Raw genomic sequence first — 17,664 nt, forward strand, 5'->3', positions numbered from 1 at the left:
AAAAATCACAAGACAATGTTATTTTGTTAAATAATCCAATTTTTTTTTAAATTTTTTTTAAGACAAACTTTGCACTCGTTTTAAAAAATGAGTTTTATGAAAAAAATTATTGGCTATTTACTATTATTACTATTAGTTTCCTTTCAAGGGTTTTCTCAAACAAAATTTAAAGGAGTGGTGAAAGATGACAAAGAAAAACTTTCTTTGTTTGGCGCTTTGGTAACCATTACTGCAGAAGGTACTACAGCTGTAGATCAAGCTACTGTAGATTTTGATGGGACATTTTCTTTGACTACTACTAAGACCTATGGTACAGTAGAGGTTTCTATGAATGGGTTTATTTCTAAATCTTTCCCATTTTATGGCAAAGGTGATGAGTCTACGATTGATTTAGGAATTATTTATTTAGAAGAAAATACAGTTACTCAAAGAGATATTATCGTAACTACATCAAGTATCGACGTTATCAAAGATAGAAAAACACCTATTTCTTCTTCTACAATGAGAAATTACGAAATGCGTGAAAAAGTTTCTAATAAAGACTTTATTGAATTAACAAGTCACATGCCTGGCGTATATACGTCAAGAGTTGGAGGTGGTTACGGAGACACAAGAATGAATGTGAGAGGTTTTGAGCAAAACAATATTTCTCCAATGATTGATGGTATCCCTGTGTACGACTTAGAGGCAGGTATTGTGGACTGGGCAAATATTGCTTCTATGAATGATGTGGCTTCTTCGATTCAGTTACAAAGAGGTTTAGGAGCTTCTAAATTAGTAAACTCTTCTGTAGCGGGTACTTTCAATATGATTTTAAGAGATGCTAATTATGATAAAGGAGGATTTCTATATAATGCAACTGGGAATGATGGATATAGAAAATTTGTAGGATCGTATGCAACAGGATTATTAAAAAGCGGATTTTCTGCTAACGTTTTATTAAGCGCAACTTCTGGAGATGGGTATGTAGCGGCTACCAACTTTGAAGCGTATTCCTACTATTTAGCTTTAGGCTACAAAAAAGGGAAACACGATTTTCAATTTAAAGTATTTGGTTCTCCGCAATGGCACAATCAAAGAGTATCTGATATTTCATTAGATACATATATTGAAAGAGGAAACGGTGTAGACGAACCAAATTATAAATACAATCGTGATTGGGGTTATTTAGATAACGAGCAATATGCTACAAAAGTGAACTTTGGTCACAAACCATTAGGAATTTTCCAATGGGATATCAATTTTACGGATAAAACACAGTTATCTGCAAAATTATACGGTTCTAAAGGTACCAGTGGAAGCACTGATTTTTCAGGTGGAATTTTAGGTTTTTCTGCTGCACAACTTACAAATGATGAAGGACAAATTGACTTAGATTTTATTCAACAATATACTTCAAATACTTATACTACAAACCCAAGTAGTGTTTATTTCAGAGATCCAAATTATGTTGATGGTAATGGGAATAATCTTTATATAAATTCTCCTTTTGCAGGTGCTTTTACAGATGCAAACGGTAACGTTACTGGCTATTCGTACGATACTGGGGTTACTTTATTATCTGAGATTACCAATCAAACTTTTTACGGTGGAATTTTAAATTTAAGTTCGCAATTAACAAATAACTTAAAATTAAATTATGGTTTAGACGCGCGTAAAACGGTGTATAATAAAACAAGAATTGTAAATGATTTATTTGGAGCTAGTGGCTATTCTATCGATTTTTATGATGCATTAAATTCAGGTCCTTCAGGCTCTTGGTATTCGATGTATACCAACAATACTGCATTGCCTGAACCTATTTTAGATTTTACTAAGAAAAATTTAGGAGCTACTCCAGTAGATTATAACTATGATGCCAAAATTGCTTATTTAGGTTCATATGCGCAAATTGAATACGATATTTGGAAATTGAATTTCTTAGCACAAGGAGGTTTCAATAGACAATTCATTCAACGTGTAGATTATTCTTTAATTGAGGACTCTTCTAATACTACAAATGAATTACCAATGGACGGTTACAATGCAAAATTTGGCGTGAATTTTAATGTAACTTCAAAACATAACATTTGGGCAAATGCAGGTTTTGTGTCTAGACCACCTGTATTCGTAACAGTTTATAGTGGTTTAAATAATGATATTAATACGAATTATAAAAATGAAAAATTCAAATCTATTGAAGTTGGGTATGGTTTCAGATCTAGAAGCGTGAGCTTAAATATTAGTGCATATTCATCGGATCATAAAGATGCTGAAACCCCTTATTATACTCCTGAATTAGGAAATTTTGGTACCACTTCTGGTATTAATAGAGTAAATAGAGGAATTGAACTAGATGTTACTGCTGCACCAATTAGAAAATTAATCTTAAACGGAACATTATCTGTTGGAGAATGGAAATATAGTTCGAACGCCATTTTCCAAGATTTAAGACCTGATACAAGCGGTAATTTATTGGATCCTTCTATTCTTTTAATTGATGGTCAAAAAATAGGTGGTGCTCCACAATTAATGGCGTCTTTAGGTGCAGAATATGAATTTTTCAAGAATTTCAGATTAGGTTCAAATATAAAGTATTCAGACAGAATGTATTCTTCTCCAGCTTTAGAAAGATATGATCCTGTTTTTTATGGCGATGTATTTGCTTTTAAATCACCTGTAAGATTACCAAGTTTTGCTGTTACAGATGCTTTTGCTTCTTACAGATTTAGAGTAAACGTTACCAATTTTATCGACTTACGTTTAAATGTAGATAATATTTTAAATAGAAAATATATTTCTGAATCAAACACAAGTTATCAAGCGGATAGTGTTGATCCAAGCACGTATGATTCATCAGCTCCTTCTAATGCTACCTTTAGAGATAATGGGAATCTTTATAAAGGTTTAGCAACAAGTAATAATGCTTTCTTTGGTTTAGGAAGAACTTGGAACTTTACCGTTCGTTACGAATTTTAAATAAAAAGAGGAATTAGTTTTAAAAGAGGTTGTATTTTGCAACCTCTTTTTTATTTTATATTTGTGAGATGAAAAATAATAGATACAATAAATGGTTGGCATTACTTACGATTCCTTTTCAAATGGGAGTTGTAATTTTTGGCTTTAATTACATAGGTGTTTTTTTAGATGAAAAATACCAAACCCATTACATTCAAAAAATAAGTATTTTATTGGGTGTCTTTGTAGCTTTGTATTTCGTTATTAAGCAAGTGAATCAAATTAATAAAGGAGAGAAATAGTATCAATTCAATCAATAGAACCTTAAATGAAATTCAATAAAGCATTATACTTACAATATATCTTATTTCTTATTATTGTTTATTTAGCCAATAGATTAGCAATTGCAGTTTTCCAATGGGAATCTGATTTTGAAAAAACACAGTATAGTCTCCATCAAATTTTTGCTTTTTTAAGCATTAGCAGTACCATTTTATTATTGGTTCATGATTTTGTTAAAAGTAAGAATGAAGCTATCTTAGGCTATGTTTTTTTGGTGACATTAACGATTAAAGTTGTTGCGTGTTATATTTTTATAGCACCGGTATTAAATAGTGAACCAGTAAACACATTCGAAAAAGGCTATTTTTTTATTTTGTTTGTTCTTTTTTTATGCATAGATGTCTATTTTACAGCGAGATTGTTAAACAAAAACAACTATTAGATAAAAAAAATGATAAATTCTCAAAAAAAAGTATTTTAGAAACTTGAAATATTAATTAAAATTGTACTTTTGCAAAAATTTTTAACGACCGTAAAAAGAACATTTTATAACGTTATGGTGATTTCAAAAAGACCACTTCATTTATTTGTAGCATGCGCAGTAGCGATACTACCATTTTTTAGTTCTGCTAATACGATTTCAGATTCTACTCATGTAGCTACTGAAATTACTCACGAATCTCCTGTTGAAGCTCACGAGGCTCATGATGAAGGACACGGAGAAGTAGAGCCAACAGATAAAAAATCTAAAATAAAAGCTTTCATCGATCATCACTTACAGGATTCTCATGATTTTACTTTTTTCTCTGATGAGGAAACAGGGAAACACTATGGATTTCCTTTGCCAGTCATCTTGATTGATAATGGTTTGAAAGTGTTTTCTTCATCTAAATTTCATCATGGAGAAGAAATTGCAGAAGTAGGTGGGAACTACTATGCTTTACATCATGGTAAAATTTATAAAACAAATGCGGAAGGACAATTGAATTATGATGAGCATCATCATCCGACGAATGAAAAACCTTTGGATTTTTCAATCACTAAAAATGTAGTAGCAATGTTAGTGACTGCAATTTTAATGTTTTTCTTGTTTGTAGGTTTGGCTAAATCATATAGAAAAGGGCCTATTCCAACTGGTTTTGGAAAAGTACTTGAGCCATTAGTGATTTTTATTCGTGATGAAGTTGCTTTACCAAATATTGGTGAGAAAAAATATAGAAAATTTATGGGTTATTTATTAACGGTGTTTTTCTTTATTTTAATTCTAAACTTATTTGGATTAACACCTCTAGGAATTAATGTAACTGGAAATATAGCAATAACTGCTTGTTTGGCTTTGTTTACTTATATAGTAACACAATTTAGTGCTAACAAAGATTATTGGAAGCATATTTTTTGGATGCCAGATGTTCCTGTTTTAATGAAAATTGCATTAATCCCTATTGAAATATTAGGGACGTTAACAAAACCTTTTGCACTTATGATACGTCTTTATGCGAATATTTCTGCAGGACACATAGTAGTAATGAGTTTAATTGGTTTAATTTTTATTTTCAAAAACTGGGTGGCTGGGCCTTCATTTTTTGGATTAACCTTGTTTATTTCAATTATTGAGATATTAGTAGCGTTTTTACAAGCGTTTGTATTTACAATGTTATCAGCTTTATTTATCGGTATGGCGGTACAAGATCATCATCATGATGAACACCATAGTGAGGATATGTTAGGAGAACATGATAATGCAATTATTTAAAATAGAATTTAGTTTAATTAATATATAAATCAAATAGTTATGACAATTCCAGGAATTATTGGTGCAGGTTTAGTAGTAATCGGTGCTGGATTAGGTTTAGGAAGAATTGGTGGATCAGCAATGGATGCTATTGCACGTCAACCAGAAGCTGCTGGTAAAATTCAAACTGCGATGATTATTATCGCGGCTTTATTAGAAGGGGTTGCTTTCGCAGCACTTTTCGCAGCTTAATTAAAACAAAGAAACAAAGATCTGTAACGGTTGGTTGCAGGTCTTGTTTTTAAAAAGAGATTAAACGAATAAATATAATTTTCAACAATGGATAAGTTAATTAATGATTTTTCATTTGGATTGTTTTTTTGGCAAGCATTAATTTTAGTAATATTATTAATTTTATTAGCTAAATTTGCATGGAAACCAATTATGAACTCTATCACAGAACGTGAAGAAGGAATTAAAAATGCTTTGTTAGCAGCTGAAAACGCTAAAAAAGACATGCAAAATTTAAAAGCTGATAATGAGAAATTATTATCAGAAGCTCGTGCAGAGAGAGATACCATGATAAAAGAAGCGCGTGAAATTAAAGAAAAAATGATTGCAGACGCTAAAGAAGAAGCACAAGTACAAGGTCAAAAAATGATTGCTCAAGCAAAAGCAACTATTGAAGGTGAGAAAAATGCAGCTATGGCTGAAATTAAATCTCAAGTTTCTACTTTGTCTTTAGAAATTGCAGAAAAAATATTAAAAGGAGAATTAGCTAACAATGACGCTCAAGCTAAATTAGTTGAGAAAATGTTAGCTGATGCTAAATTAAGTTAATTATGGCAACCAGTAGAGCAGCTATCCGATATGCTAAGGCTATTCTAGATATTGCACAAGCAAACAATACGACAGCACAAGTAAATAACGATATGTTACAAATTGTTGCTGCTGTAAAAGAAAGCAAAGAATTGAAAGATTTTTTGAAAAGTCCTGTTGTAAAAGGGCCTGCCAAGTTTGCAGCTATATCTGAAGTATTTGCTTCAGCACAAGGAGAAACTAAAGAATTATTTCGTTTGCTACAAGAAAATAGCAGATTCGAAATTTTAGCAACAATTGCTTCACAGTACAATACTTTATTTGATGAATTAAATAATATGGAAACGGCAGTGGTTACTACCGCATTTCCAATTACAAAAGATTTAGAAGAAAAAGTATTAACTAAGATTGCTAGTTTTTCAAATAAAAAAATAACACTTAAGAATATTGTAGACCCATCTATTATTGGTGGGTTTGTATTACGAATAGGTGACAAACAATATAATGCTTCTGTTGTAAATAGTTTACAACAATTAAAAAGAGAGTTTAGTAATTAATAATAGTGATCGCACTTCTTTAAGTGTTAAAATTATAAATTAAAATGGCTGAAATTAAACCTGCTGAGATATCAGCAATATTAAAAAAGCAATTATCAGGTTTTCAATCTGGTACTTCATTAGAAGAAGTTGGAACAGTACTTCAAGTAGGTGACGGTATTGCACGTGTGTATGGATTATCTAATGCTCAATACGGTGAGTTAGTTCAATTCGATAATGGATTGGAAGGAATTGTATTGAACTTAGAAGAAGACAATGTTGGTGTGGTATTATTAGGACCATCTACTGGTGTAAGAGAAGGTTCAAATGTAAAAAGAACACAACGTATTGCATCTCTTAAAGTAGGTGAAGAAATCGTAGGTCGTGTTGTAGATACTTTAGGTAACCCAATCGATGGTAAAGGTGCAATTGGTGGTGAGTTATATGAAATGCCATTAGAAAGAAAAGCGCCTGGAGTTATCTTCCGTCAACCCGTAACAGAACCATTACAAACAGGTATTAAAGCAATTGATGCTATGATTCCTGTAGGTAGAGGACAACGTGAATTAGTTATTGGTGACCGTCAAACTGGTAAAACAACAGTTTGTATTGACACCATCTTAAATCAAAAAGAATTTTACGATGCTGGGAAACCAGTATATTGTATATATGTCGCTGTAGGTCAAAAAGCTTCTACAGTTGCTGCAATTGCAAAAACATTAGAGGAAAAAGGAGCTATGGCGTATACCGTAATTGTTGCGGCAAATGCTTCTGACCCTGCTGCTATGCAAGTTTATGCTCCATTTGCTGGTGCGTCAATTGGAGAATATTTCCGAGATACAGGTCGTCCTGCATTAATCATTTATGATGATTTATCAAAACAAGCGGTTGCTTACCGTGAGGTGTCTTTATTATTAAGAAGACCACCAGGACGTGAAGCTTATCCTGGAGACGTATTCTACTTACACTCAAGATTATTAGAACGTGCTGCTAAAGTGATTGCAGATGATGATATTGCAAAAAACATGAACGATTTACCAGATTCGTTAAAACCAATCGTTAAAGGTGGTGGTTCATTAACAGCTTTACCAATCATTGAAACACAAGCGGGTGACGTTTCTGCATATATCCCAACAAACGTTATCTCTATTACGGATGGACAGATTTTCTTAGATGGTGATTTATTCAACTCTGGGGTTCGTCCAGCAATTAACGTTGGTATTTCGGTATCTCGTGTAGGAGGTAATGCGCAAATTAAATCAATGAAAAAAGTTGCAGGTACCTTAAAATTAGACCAAGCTCAATACCGTGAGTTAGAAGCTTTCGCGAAATTTGGTTCTGATTTAGATGCAGTTACTTTAAACGTAATTGAAAAAGGGAAACGTAACGTGGAAATCTTAAAACAAGCAGTAAATGATCCATTTACGGTAGAAGATCAAGTTGCAATTATTTATGCTGGTTCTAAAAACTTATTAAAGGATGTTCCAGTTGAAAAAGTAAAAGAATTTGAAAAAGATTTCTTAGCGTATTTAAATGCGAAACATAGAGACACTTTAGATGCGTTAAAAGCAGGTAAATTTGATGATAATATTACCGATGTTTTAGCTAAAGTAGCAAAAGAAATTTCTGCAAAATATTAATTAATTTTCAATTAGTCAATGTGTCGATTAATCAATTGACACATTGATAATTGTCAAATTGACAAATTAAAAAAATGGCAAACTTAAAGGAAATTAGAAATAGAATTAGTTCCGTTTCATCTACGATGCAAATTACGTCTGCGATGAAAATGGTTTCTGCTGCTAAGCTTAAAAAAGCACAAGATGCTATTACAGCGATGCGTCCTTATGCAGAAAAATTAACGGAATTATTACAAAACTTAAGTGCTACTTTAGATGGAAACACTGGAGGAGCTTTTGCTGAACAAAGAGAGGTAAATAAAGTGCTTATCGTTGCTATAACTTCAAACAGAGGTTTATGTGGTGCATTTAACTCGAATGTTATTAAAGAAGTGAAAAGTCGCACTGAATTTTATAAAGGAAAAACAGTTGATGTTTTTGCAGTTGGTAAAAAGGGTAATGATGTTTTAAAGAAAACCAATAAAGTTGTTGCTAATCAAAGTGCCATTTTTGATCAATTAACTTTTGAAAATGTAGCTGAAATTGCTCAAACCTTAATGGATAAATTTGTAGCTGGTGAGTATGATAAAATTGAATTGGTATATAATCATTTTAAAAATGCGGCAACTCAAGTTGTTAAAACAGAGCAGTTTTTACCATTAGCACCAATTTCTGGAGGTGAAGAAATATCTTCTGATTATATTTTTGAACCATCTAAAGAAGAAATTGTATTAACTTTAATTCCAAAATCTTTAAAAACGCAATTATATAAAGGTATTAGAGACTCTTTTGCTTCTGAACACGGAGCTAGGATGACAGCAATGCATAAAGCTACTGATAATGCAACAGCATTAAGAAATCAATTAAAATTAACTTATAATAAAGCGCGTCAAGCTGCTATTACTGGAGAAATTCTAGAGATTGTAGGTGGTGCTGAAGCTTTAAATAGTTAATTTCTACTTATACAGCATTTTTTCAAAAAGGCTATTTGATCATTCAAATAGCCTTTTTTTATTTATATTTGAATATATTATTTTTTAATGAAATTTATTTAAAATTGTAACTTTAACAAAGTTTTTGCGTATAATTAAGAACAATATAACAAGTAATCCATGTCAAAAGAAGGTTTCAATTGGAAAAGTTTATTTATAAACGAATCTGAAAACACTACTAAAAAAGAAGAATCATCAAAATCAAATTCATCTCATCAGACAACTACTTCTGGTTCACAAGTGAATAAATTTCCAGAAGAAAAGATAGCGCAAGTATCTCAAGATAATTTTGCCAATCCTTTTGTGAATGAAATTCTAGACGTTTATGAAAAAGGATTTGAATCCTTAAATTTAGATAATTTCGATTTTTTTGAAATGTATAAATCTGTGGTAGCTGTAGGAATAACAAATCCGCAAAGTTATCAGATGGCTTTTATGATGGGAAAATCGATAAAGCCCGATTTAACGAAAGAATATTTATTAGAAAAATCGAAGTTTTATATTGAAGAAATTAACAAAGTACATACTAAATATGATGCTACTGGTAATGGAAAAAAACAAGATTTAAGCAATTTGGTTCAAAAAGAAAAAGAAGCATTAACTGTTTCAATCTCTGATTTGGAGACTAAAATTCTTCAAATGCAACAAGAATTGCAAGAAAAGAAATCATTATTAGCAAACATCGATAGTAAAAACGAACAAGAACTTAGAGAACTTCAATTAAAAATAGAAGCCAATAATTTTGCCAAACAAAAAATTGTGGATTCAATTAATTTAGTCATAAGCGGAATCAATCAATACTTATAAAATCAATGAATAAATACGAACAAGAAAAAAGTACTTTATTAGAATTACCTATCTTAAAGCACTTTGATGAATCTAAAGGAGAAATTGCGTTAAAAGCAAATTCATTAAAAAAAGGTGAAAAAGGACTTTTCTGGGTAATTGCTTTAGGATTATTAGGAATTGGAGGTTATTTAACCTGGACCTATATTATTCCACCTTTATTTACCATGTTAGGTCAAGTAATTGCATTATCAGCAACAGCAATTTTCTTGATTTTCTTAGTAATTATGTTCCCTGTCATTATGAAAGCATTGCGTTTTGCGGCTAAAAATATTCATAAAGCCTTAATACAAAGCAATCCTTTCAACGAGTTGGAGGAACAAAAACAAAAAATGATTAAAAACCGTGAAGTTTTTAAGAATACCAAAGCAAAACTAAAAGGACTTAAAAATGAAATGGAAATGGAAGCTTCAAAATCTGAAAAGGAAGCGAAAGATTACCAAGAACAATTGTTAAGTCTGCAACGACAATCTGAAAAGTTAAAATCAGCGATGGATGAAATGGTTAGACAACACGGTGCAGGAGCAAAAGATACCGATGAATATGTAGCCTTGCAAAGTGAATTGGCTAAGAAATTAAGTAATTCGCAACGTATTTCAAATCAATATGAGCAAAGCAAAAGTTTTATTCAAAAATATGGAGTGCGAGCGAATGTCTTAGGTAAAATGGATAGAAAATTAACTTTAGCTGGAACAGCTATAGATATTAAGATTGCCGATTTTGATGCTACAATTACCATGCTTAGAAAAGAGTATGAATTTGCCAAAAACGCAAAAGCAGCTACAGAAAGCGCAAAAAACGCCATGATGTTTACCAAAGATTGGGAATTAGAGTATGCTTTAGAAGTGGTTACGTCAACTATCGCTCAAGATATTGCGAGAACATCTGAAAATTTATTAGATATAGACACTTTAACGTCTCAATATTCAGTTGATAACGACGAATTATATTCTCGTTTAGATTCTTTAGCAGATAAAATTAAAACGGGAGACAACACCATTCCTGATTCTACTAAATATTCGAATCCAAATTACAAAATGTCCAAAGAAGATAAGCAAAATGCTGGTGGCTTTGGCGATATATTTTAATAACTAAAACTAAATCTTTTATATATAATGGGAAAAATTCTTAGAACAAATAAACTAACGACTTTATCAGAATTACTTATTGTTATTCTTGGTATTGGTGGGATATTAGGAGCAATCTATTTTTTATCTCCAGGACTTAGAACTGAAGTTTCAAAGAAATTAGATGGAATTACTTTAGACAAAGTGGAAGTTAACAATGTGGTAAACGCAGATAAAATTGAATTGCCTACAAAAGATATTTCAAACGAAGTAAGTAATAAACCTTTAGTAAGAATTGCGGGTTACGCTTGGAATGCACAATCTGGAATTATTGTTTCTAATGGTGGACCAAAAACAACAAAAGGTTCTCTAATGGAAAAAAATGGCGTAAACTTAGAAATCATTCGTCAAGATTGGTTGTCTGAATTACGCAATATGCAAATGAAATTTATTGAAGAATTTGATCAAGGTGCTAAATTTCCAACATCAGATAAAAGTGCATTTGCTGTAATGATCATGGGTGACGGTGCTCCTTTTTATATCAGTTCGGTACAAAAATCATTAGACGAAAAATACGGCAAAGACAAATACCATTTACAAGTAATGGGTGCTGTAGGAATGAGTTATGGTGAAGACAAATTAATCGGTCCTCCAAGTTGGAAAACAGATCCACAAACTATGAAAGGTGCAGTTATTTCAGCCGTTTTAGGTGATGGAGATTGGGTAACTACAGTTAACTATTGTTTTGCAAATGGTTTAAAAGTAAATCCTGATCCTGCTACTTATGATGCGGAAGCGGTTAATATTTATCCTTCTGAAAATGATGATTATATCAAATCAGCTGAAGAATTAATTAAATCACAAACTACAGGTTGGACCGTTTCTTTAAAAGAGGTTTCAAATGGGAAATTAACTGGAAAATCAGTTAATAGAAAGATTGATGGTTGTGCTACTTGGACACCTGGTGATAAATTGGTGTTTGATAAATTATCTGGTTTTGTAGATATTGTTTCGACCAAAGAATTTAACAATCAAATGCCAACGGTTTTAATCGGTTTAAAAGAATGGGCAAGTCAAAATCCTGAGATTGTTTCTAATATTTTAAAATCAGCTTTAACAGCTTCTAATCAAATGAAAAATTATGACGATTGGAGAGTAAGAGCTTCTGAAGCGGTTACGGATACGTACCAAATGGAAAGCCCTAAATATTGGTATGATATGTTCAAAGGCCAACAAGGAACTAAAAACGGATTAACATATAATATGGGTGGTTCTAAAGTATTCAATTACTTGGATGCGATGCAATATTTTGGTTTATCTGATGGCGTTAACAGATATAAATCGGTTTATAACCAAGTTGGGACTTATTTAACGGAGTTGAATCCATTTGGATTTAATGAAAACGTAGGTAAAGTATCCGCTTATGAAGATGCTGTAAATTTATTTTACCTTAAAAATATTAACGATATCCAATCTACTGCTCCTGAAAAAGCAGATTATACAGAACAAGCAACGGAAGTAATGGCTTCAGGGGAATGGAGAATTAACTTTAATACAGGTAGTGCTCAAATTTCAACAAGTTCTTCTAGCGAATTGGAAAAAATTTACAACCTATTAATTCAGGCTGAAAATACGAAATTAACGATTGTTGGGCATACTGATAATGTTGGTAATCCAGATTCAAACATTAAATTATCTAAAGACAGAGCAGAAGCAGTTGTAGATTATTTAAGAAAGAAAGGTATTCCATTGAATCGTTTCCAAATGATTGATGGAAAAGGTGCTAATGAGCCTACAGCAGATAATAGCACTGCTGAAGGAAAAGCGAAAAACAGAAGAGTAGTGATTACTTTATTGAAATAAATAAACTAAAAGTAAGAGCTATCAGTATTTGATAGCTCTTTTTATTATAACATGATACAATTAATTACCCCTTTTCAGACAATCTCTAAGTCAAAGAAAACGATAATTCTGGTAGCTTGGATTGTACTTTTACTAGTACTTTGGTTTGTTGGAACATCTGGTGAAAAACATTTGTTTCCAAACCCACAACAAGTTTTCAAAGGATTTTCTGAACTTTATAATGAAGGTTTAGTGGTGCATATTTTCAATTCGTTGAAATTGTGTTTCCTTTCCATTTTTTTAGCCACAACTATTGCATTGCTTTTTGCATATAGTTGGCCCATTCCTTTATTAAAACCAATTTCTGAATTTGTTACAAAGTTTCGTTTTTTACCTTTTACAGGTTTGTCCTTCTATGTAGCAATGGTCATTCACGATGCAAGAAACATGCAAATCTGGATTATGGTCATTTTTTTAACGACTTTCTTAACAACCTCTTTAATTGCGGTAGTTAAAGATATTCCTCAAGAAGAATTTGATCATGCTAAAACCTTAAAATGCAACCGTTTTGAAGTGCTTTGGCAGGTGATTGTTTTAGGAAGATTAGATTATGTGATTGATGTTATTCGTCAAAATTTAGCGATTACTTGGATGATGCTCGTAACGGTAGAATCTATAGTAGTAGCTTCGGGCGGACTAGGGTTTTTAATTAAAAATTCCGATAAGTTCATGAACCACGGAAGAATCATCGCATTGCAAATTATTATTTTATTAATTGGGTTGTCCTTAGATTGGTTTATTAACTTTTTAAGAAGAGCACTTTTTAGATACTCTAAAATATAAACTTATGGATTTCGAATATAAAGAAACGCTTTTATATGTGGAAAATCTTAGTGTTGCTTATGGTGACACCGTTATTATAAAAGACATTAATCTTGTTGAAAAAGATGTTGTTCGTCAAGGACATAATAGTACCTCTCAAGTAATAGCGGTTGTAGGTCGTTCCGGAAGAGGTAAATCTACTTTTTTTAAAGCGTTGACAGGTTTGGTGGAACCCAAAACGGGAAAAATTTTAATTAAGGATTTTAAAAGCAGTGAAGAAGGTGCTGCTAAAGAAATAAAAGAAGGAGATATTGGTTTTGTGGACCAAAAATATACACTGTTTAGACATAAAACAGTACATCAAACCTTAAAATTTGCGTTGCGTAAAACGAGTTTAACGGATGCTGAAAAGGAAGAAAAAATAATTGAATATTTGCACAAATGGGGTTTAGATAATTTTGCAGATAAGTATCCTAATGAATTATCTGGCGGACAAAGACAACGTACAGCAATTATTGAACAGCTTTTTTCTTCGGATCAGTTTATTGTTATGGACGAACCTTTTTCAGGACTCGATGTAGGAAATATTATTGAAGTAAAAAAATCATTCGATTTACTAAATTCTACTTCAGAATACAATACGATTATTTTCTCTACACACGATATTGAATTAGCAGTAGAACTGGCTCAAGTAATCTATGTTATTGGTTACCCAACGGTAAACGGTGAAAAACAAAAATACGGTTCGATTGTCGCTAAATTCGATTTAAGAGATTTAGGCTTGGCTTGGAAAGAATTTGGGGAAGAACATTTACACTTAACCAAGCAAATTATCAACCAAATGATGCTTTCGTAGTTTTTTATGGTTGATAGAAGTACAAAAAAATATGTTGAAGAAGTTCAAACAAATGGCTATGCTGTAATTGATGCTGTTTTTTCTTCCAATGAGATAGAAGCTATTAGAAAGGAAATTGAAAGAGAAAGTAATTCTTCAAAAGAAACTTTTCGAAAAACCAAAGATTTATTTGCTATTCGTCAATTTTTAAAAGAAATACCTTACGTTGAAAAATTACTTTTTAATGCTACTTTAAAAAATATTTTAGAGAGTTTTTTTGGTAAAAATTATTTTGTGGTAAAATCTATTTATTTTGATAAACCTGAAGAATCGAATTGGTTTGTAGCCTATCATCAAGATTTAACTATTTCTGTTAATAAGAAATTAGAGATTGATGGTTTTTCGAATTGGACGGTGAAACAAAATCAATTTTCGGTGCAACCCAATGAGGAAATTTTAAAAAATATTGTTACCATTAGAATTCATTTAGACGATACCAATGAAGAAAATGGAGCTTTAAAAATAATTCCAAAATCACATGAAAAAGGAATAGTTCGTATAGATACATTTGACATCAAAAATCAAGAAGAAATTAGTTGCAATGTTCAAAAAGGGGGAATTATGATTATGAAACCTTTGCTTTTTCATGCTTCCAATAAAACAACAAATAACGAAAGAAGAAGAGTTATTCATCTTGAATTTTCTAATAGTAATTTACCAAAAGAATTATCTTGGTCGGAACAACACAGTATCAATTAAATCGTAAGAATGACATTTACAAAAGAATATCTTCAAGAGCTTAATAAAGCAACTGTAACTATTTTAGCAATTTGCGATGCAATTAATGCTGATGCTAAAGCTATTTCAGAATTAAATACATTATTGCTTCAAAAAGGAGAACACAAACTTTTATTAAAAGCAGAAAAAATCTTTATTTCTGATTTTATTTTCGTGTTTAGTAAAGTGAAAAACCTTTCTGAAAAAGCACAATTTGGATTGGCTTATTATTATGATGCCATTCGAAACCAACATTTCGCAAATGAAAATGAACTTGAAAACTTAAATAAATTGGTGGCAACCAATGCTTTTAAAAGTCATTTTAATAAAATAGTACAAGACAATATTTTATTTGATTTGGCCAAAAGCAAAACCTATTTATTGAATTATTTAAAACAAAATAAACATCCTAAGTTTGAAGAAGTGAAACAAGCTTTTAACACCTTTTTAAATTTAGTTTGTGAGTTTGATGTCCAAAAAAATAAAAATACAAATGACCTTTTAGGAATTGATTTTACTATTCACAATGCTACTGAAATAGAAAACGATTCCTTAGAAAAAGTCTTAGAGGAATTGCACGAATTAATCGGTTTGGAAAATGTAAAAAAAGACGTTTCGGAATTGGTTAATCTATTAAAAGTGCAACAGAAAAGAACGTCTCAAGGATTAAAAAACATTGAAATTACCTTACATACTGTTTTTCTTGGTCCTCCAGGAACAGGAAAGACAACGGTAGCTCGTTTACTGGGAAGAATTTTCAAACAATTGGATTTTTTATCTCAAGGACAAATGATTGAAACTGATAGGGAAGGTATGGTGGCAGGTTATGTAGGTCAAACAGCTACCAAAGTGGATGCGATAGTCACTGAAGCCAAAGGAGGTGTTTTATTTATTGACGAAGCCTATGCTTTAAGTCAGAATGTAGGGAATGATTACGGTGCGGAAGCCGTTAATACCTTGTTGAAACGAATGGAAGATTTCCGAGATGATTTTGCAGTTGTTGTAGCAGGATATGACGAACCCATGCAAGTATTCATAGATTCCAATCCTGGATTGCGTTCTCGTTTTAATCGTTATTTTCATTTTGATCATTTTTCACCAGATGAGTTATTTGCCATTTTTGAAATCTATTGTAAAAAATCGGATTTTATACTAACTGAGGAAGCCAAAGAAAAGCTAAAAGACACCTTTGAACTGTTATTTGAAAAACGAGACGATAGTTTTGGTAATGCCAGAGTCATTCGAAATGTTTTTGAAAAAGTAATTCAAAAACAAGCCAATAGAATTGTGATGCTAAAAAGAATTTCTAAAAAAGCATTACGCATAATTACAGAAGAAGATATTCCAGAGCCTATGGAAACCGTAGCACAAGTCTTTTATAAAAAACAAGAAGAATAAAAGAGAAAAGGTTATTTTTTAACCCACTTGAATTGGAAAAACCATTCCAATTTTTGATCTAAATTAATTATATACAATGAATAAGAATTTTTTAAAAGCCCTATTTTTAGTTATTACAACAGGTGTTTTTGCTCAAGAAACAAATCCAGAAGAGAGTAAAGTGAAAATTGATGTTTCTGGATATTTAGAAGCATTTTATGGCTACGATTTCAATCAACCCACCTCACCTACTCGTTTAGGATGGATTTACAATCACAGTAGACATAATGAATTTAATATTAATATTGGAATGTTACGTTCAACGATTAGTTATGAAAACGTCTATGCTAATATTGCCATTCAAGCAGGTACGTATGTAGACGATAATTATACCGCTGAAAGTTTAAAATTATTCCATGAAGCCTATTTAGGGGTCTATTTAGATTCAGATAAAAAACAGGTAGTCGAAGCCGGTATTATGCCTTCTTATATTGGTTTTGAATCCGCATCTACCTTCTCTAATCTTACCTTAACACGTTCGATTATGGCTGAAAGTTCTCCTTTTTATTTCACAGGTGTAAAATATAGTTATACACCTAATGATTCTTGGAGTTTAGCTTTTATTACTACCAATGGTTGGCAACGTATTGAAAAACCAAATAATAAAGCATTGCCTACTTTTGGAACACAAGTAGTGTATACTCCAAACGAAAAAACAACGATTAACTGGAGTACTTTTATAGGAGACGAACCAGTTGCAGTAGATGCTTTAAGAACAAGATATTTCAACGATTTGTATGTAGATTATGCTTGGAATGACAAATGGAAAACAATTGCTGGTTTCGATATGGGTTACCAAAGAAACCTAGCTGGAGATGATTTCCAAGATTGGAAAACGATTACTTTAATAACACAATATGCGATTTCTCAAAAATGGAATGTGGCTGCTAGAGCAGAATATTTCGAAGATCAAGAGAACGTGATTGTAGGAGTAGGTGCTCCTTTTGAAGTATTTGGAGCTTCTTTTAATATAGATTTTATTCCGAATTCTAAATTAAAACTAAGAACGGAAGCAAAATGGTTTGATTCTGATGAGCCTATTTTTACCAAAGATACAGGAACAACGACAACCAACTTTTTTGTAGCCACTTCCTTGGCTTTTGAGTTTTAAAAGAATAAAA

17 protein-coding genes are annotated in these 17,664 nt (G+C 31.7%); all 17 read left to right on the forward strand.

Annotation, left to right across the window (positions count from 1 at the left end; all coding sequences use genetic code 11):
- The first annotated feature begins 96 nt into the window (after positions 1-96).
- The 17 genes from NHF47_RS03400 to NHF47_RS03480 all read left to right on the forward strand — a co-directional run bounded on the left by NHF47_RS03400 (position 97) and on the right by NHF47_RS03480 (position 17,654).
- Complete coding sequence (locus tag NHF47_RS03400; RefSeq protein ID WP_252763616.1) at positions 97-2,958, forward strand: TonB-dependent receptor; 2,862 nt, start codon at positions 97-99, stop codon at positions 2,956-2,958.
- A 68-nt stretch (positions 2,959-3,026) separates the two neighbouring features.
- Positions 3,027-3,239 carry an AtpZ/AtpI family protein gene (locus NHF47_RS03405; protein ID WP_252763617.1) on the forward strand — a complete coding sequence of 71 codons (213 nt, stop codon included), beginning with the start codon at positions 3,027-3,029 and terminating at the stop codon, positions 3,237-3,239.
- Between the two features lie 26 nt (positions 3,240-3,265).
- Complete coding sequence (locus NHF47_RS03410) at positions 3,266-3,661, forward strand: hypothetical protein (protein ID WP_252763618.1); 396 nt, start codon at positions 3,266-3,268, stop codon at positions 3,659-3,661.
- A 114-nt stretch (positions 3,662-3,775) separates the two neighbouring features.
- Positions 3,776-4,972 carry a F0F1 ATP synthase subunit A gene (gene atpB / locus NHF47_RS03415; protein WP_252766053.1) on the forward strand — a complete coding sequence of 399 codons (1,197 nt, stop codon included), beginning with the start codon at positions 3,776-3,778 and terminating at the stop codon, positions 4,970-4,972.
- Positions 4,973-5,011: 39 nt separating this feature from the next.
- Positions 5,012-5,203 carry an ATP synthase F0 subunit C gene (atpE, locus tag NHF47_RS03420; protein ID WP_140997966.1) on the forward strand — a complete coding sequence of 64 codons (192 nt, stop codon included), beginning with the start codon at positions 5,012-5,014 and terminating at the stop codon, positions 5,201-5,203.
- A gap of 87 nt (positions 5,204-5,290) precedes the next feature.
- Positions 5,291-5,791 (forward strand): F0F1 ATP synthase subunit B, encoded by a 501-nt coding sequence (locus tag NHF47_RS03425; RefSeq protein ID WP_252763619.1) that lies wholly within the window; start codon positions 5,291-5,293, stop codon positions 5,789-5,791.
- Positions 5,792-5,793: 2 nt separating this feature from the next.
- Complete coding sequence (gene atpH / locus NHF47_RS03430) at positions 5,794-6,327, forward strand: ATP synthase F1 subunit delta (protein ID WP_252763620.1); 534 nt, start codon at positions 5,794-5,796, stop codon at positions 6,325-6,327.
- Between the two features lie 44 nt (positions 6,328-6,371).
- On the forward strand, positions 6,372-7,946 hold the full coding sequence (gene atpA, locus NHF47_RS03435) for a F0F1 ATP synthase subunit alpha (protein ID WP_252763621.1): 1,575 nt from the start codon (positions 6,372-6,374) through the stop codon (positions 7,944-7,946).
- Positions 7,947-8,020: 74 nt separating this feature from the next.
- Entirely contained in the window at positions 8,021-8,878 is an 858-nt protein-coding gene (gene atpG, locus NHF47_RS03440) for an ATP synthase F1 subunit gamma (RefSeq protein ID WP_252763622.1), read from the forward strand.
- A 159-nt stretch (positions 8,879-9,037) separates the two neighbouring features.
- Positions 9,038-9,724 (forward strand): hypothetical protein, encoded by a 687-nt coding sequence (locus NHF47_RS03445; RefSeq protein ID WP_252763623.1) that lies wholly within the window; start codon positions 9,038-9,040, stop codon positions 9,722-9,724.
- Positions 9,725-9,729: 5 nt separating this feature from the next.
- The gene (locus NHF47_RS03450; protein ID WP_252763624.1) at positions 9,730-10,851 is read left to right on the forward strand and encodes a hypothetical protein; all 1,122 of its coding nucleotides are present in this window, start codon (positions 9,730-9,732) and stop codon (positions 10,849-10,851) included.
- 27 nt (positions 10,852-10,878) lie between these two features.
- A complete protein-coding gene (locus NHF47_RS03455; protein WP_252763625.1) occupies positions 10,879-12,693 on the forward strand; it encodes an OmpA family protein in 1,815 nt (604 codons plus the stop codon).
- Positions 12,694-12,744: 51 nt separating this feature from the next.
- The gene (locus NHF47_RS03460) at positions 12,745-13,515 is read left to right on the forward strand and encodes an ABC transporter permease (protein ID WP_159778610.1); all 771 of its coding nucleotides are present in this window, start codon (positions 12,745-12,747) and stop codon (positions 13,513-13,515) included.
- A gap of 4 nt (positions 13,516-13,519) precedes the next feature.
- Positions 13,520-14,350: an ATP-binding cassette domain-containing protein gene (locus tag NHF47_RS03465; protein ID WP_252763626.1), complete on the forward strand. Its 831-nt coding sequence runs from the start codon at positions 13,520-13,522 to the stop codon at positions 14,348-14,350.
- 6 nt (positions 14,351-14,356) lie between these two features.
- Positions 14,357-15,088 (forward strand): phytanoyl-CoA dioxygenase family protein, encoded by a 732-nt coding sequence (locus NHF47_RS03470; protein WP_252763627.1) that lies wholly within the window; start codon positions 14,357-14,359, stop codon positions 15,086-15,088.
- Positions 15,089-15,097: 9 nt separating this feature from the next.
- Positions 15,098-16,504, forward strand: a complete 1,407-nt coding sequence (locus NHF47_RS03475; protein WP_252763628.1) for an AAA family ATPase — start codon at positions 15,098-15,100, stop codon at positions 16,502-16,504.
- Between the two features lie 76 nt (positions 16,505-16,580).
- Positions 16,581-17,654, forward strand: coding sequence for a porin (locus tag NHF47_RS03480; protein ID WP_252763629.1), 1,074 nt, complete (start codon positions 16,581-16,583; stop codon positions 17,652-17,654).
- The last annotated feature ends 10 nt before the right edge of the window (positions 17,655-17,664 follow it).

The sequence above is a fragment of the Flavobacterium sp. NRK F7 genome (assembly GCF_024054195.1).
Classification (GTDB): domain Bacteria; phylum Bacteroidota; class Bacteroidia; order Flavobacteriales; family Flavobacteriaceae; genus Flavobacterium.

Bases quoted from the DNA above. Each gene is read 5' to 3' on its own strand.
- NHF47_RS03400 (WP_252763616.1), top strand. From the start codon at position 97: ATGAAAAAAATTATTGGCTATTTACTATTATTACTATTAGTTTCCTTT.
- NHF47_RS03405 (WP_252763617.1), top strand. From the start codon at position 3,027: ATGAAAAATAATAGATACAATAAATGGTTGGCATTACTTACGATTCCT.
- NHF47_RS03410 (WP_252763618.1), top strand. From the start codon at position 3,266: ATGAAATTCAATAAAGCATTATACTTACAATATATCTTATTTCTTATT.
- atpB (WP_252766053.1), top strand. From the start codon at position 3,776: ATGGTGATTTCAAAAAGACCACTTCATTTATTTGTAGCATGCGCAGTA.
- atpE (WP_140997966.1), top strand. From the start codon at position 5,012: ATGACAATTCCAGGAATTATTGGTGCAGGTTTAGTAGTAATCGGTGCT.
- NHF47_RS03425 (WP_252763619.1), top strand. From the start codon at position 5,291: ATGGATAAGTTAATTAATGATTTTTCATTTGGATTGTTTTTTTGGCAA.
- atpH (WP_252763620.1), top strand. From the start codon at position 5,794: ATGGCAACCAGTAGAGCAGCTATCCGATATGCTAAGGCTATTCTAGAT.
- atpA (WP_252763621.1), top strand. From the start codon at position 6,372: ATGGCTGAAATTAAACCTGCTGAGATATCAGCAATATTAAAAAAGCAA.
- atpG (WP_252763622.1), top strand. From the start codon at position 8,021: ATGGCAAACTTAAAGGAAATTAGAAATAGAATTAGTTCCGTTTCATCT.
- NHF47_RS03445 (WP_252763623.1), top strand. From the start codon at position 9,038: ATGTCAAAAGAAGGTTTCAATTGGAAAAGTTTATTTATAAACGAATCT.
- NHF47_RS03450 (WP_252763624.1), top strand. From the start codon at position 9,730: ATGAATAAATACGAACAAGAAAAAAGTACTTTATTAGAATTACCTATC.
- NHF47_RS03455 (WP_252763625.1), top strand. From the start codon at position 10,879: ATGGGAAAAATTCTTAGAACAAATAAACTAACGACTTTATCAGAATTA.
- NHF47_RS03460 (WP_159778610.1), top strand. From the start codon at position 12,745: ATGATACAATTAATTACCCCTTTTCAGACAATCTCTAAGTCAAAGAAA.
- NHF47_RS03465 (WP_252763626.1), top strand. From the start codon at position 13,520: ATGGATTTCGAATATAAAGAAACGCTTTTATATGTGGAAAATCTTAGT.
- NHF47_RS03470 (WP_252763627.1), top strand. From the start codon at position 14,357: ATGGTTGATAGAAGTACAAAAAAATATGTTGAAGAAGTTCAAACAAAT.
- NHF47_RS03475 (WP_252763628.1), top strand. From the start codon at position 15,098: ATGACATTTACAAAAGAATATCTTCAAGAGCTTAATAAAGCAACTGTA.
- NHF47_RS03480 (WP_252763629.1), top strand. From the start codon at position 16,581: ATGAATAAGAATTTTTTAAAAGCCCTATTTTTAGTTATTACAACAGGT.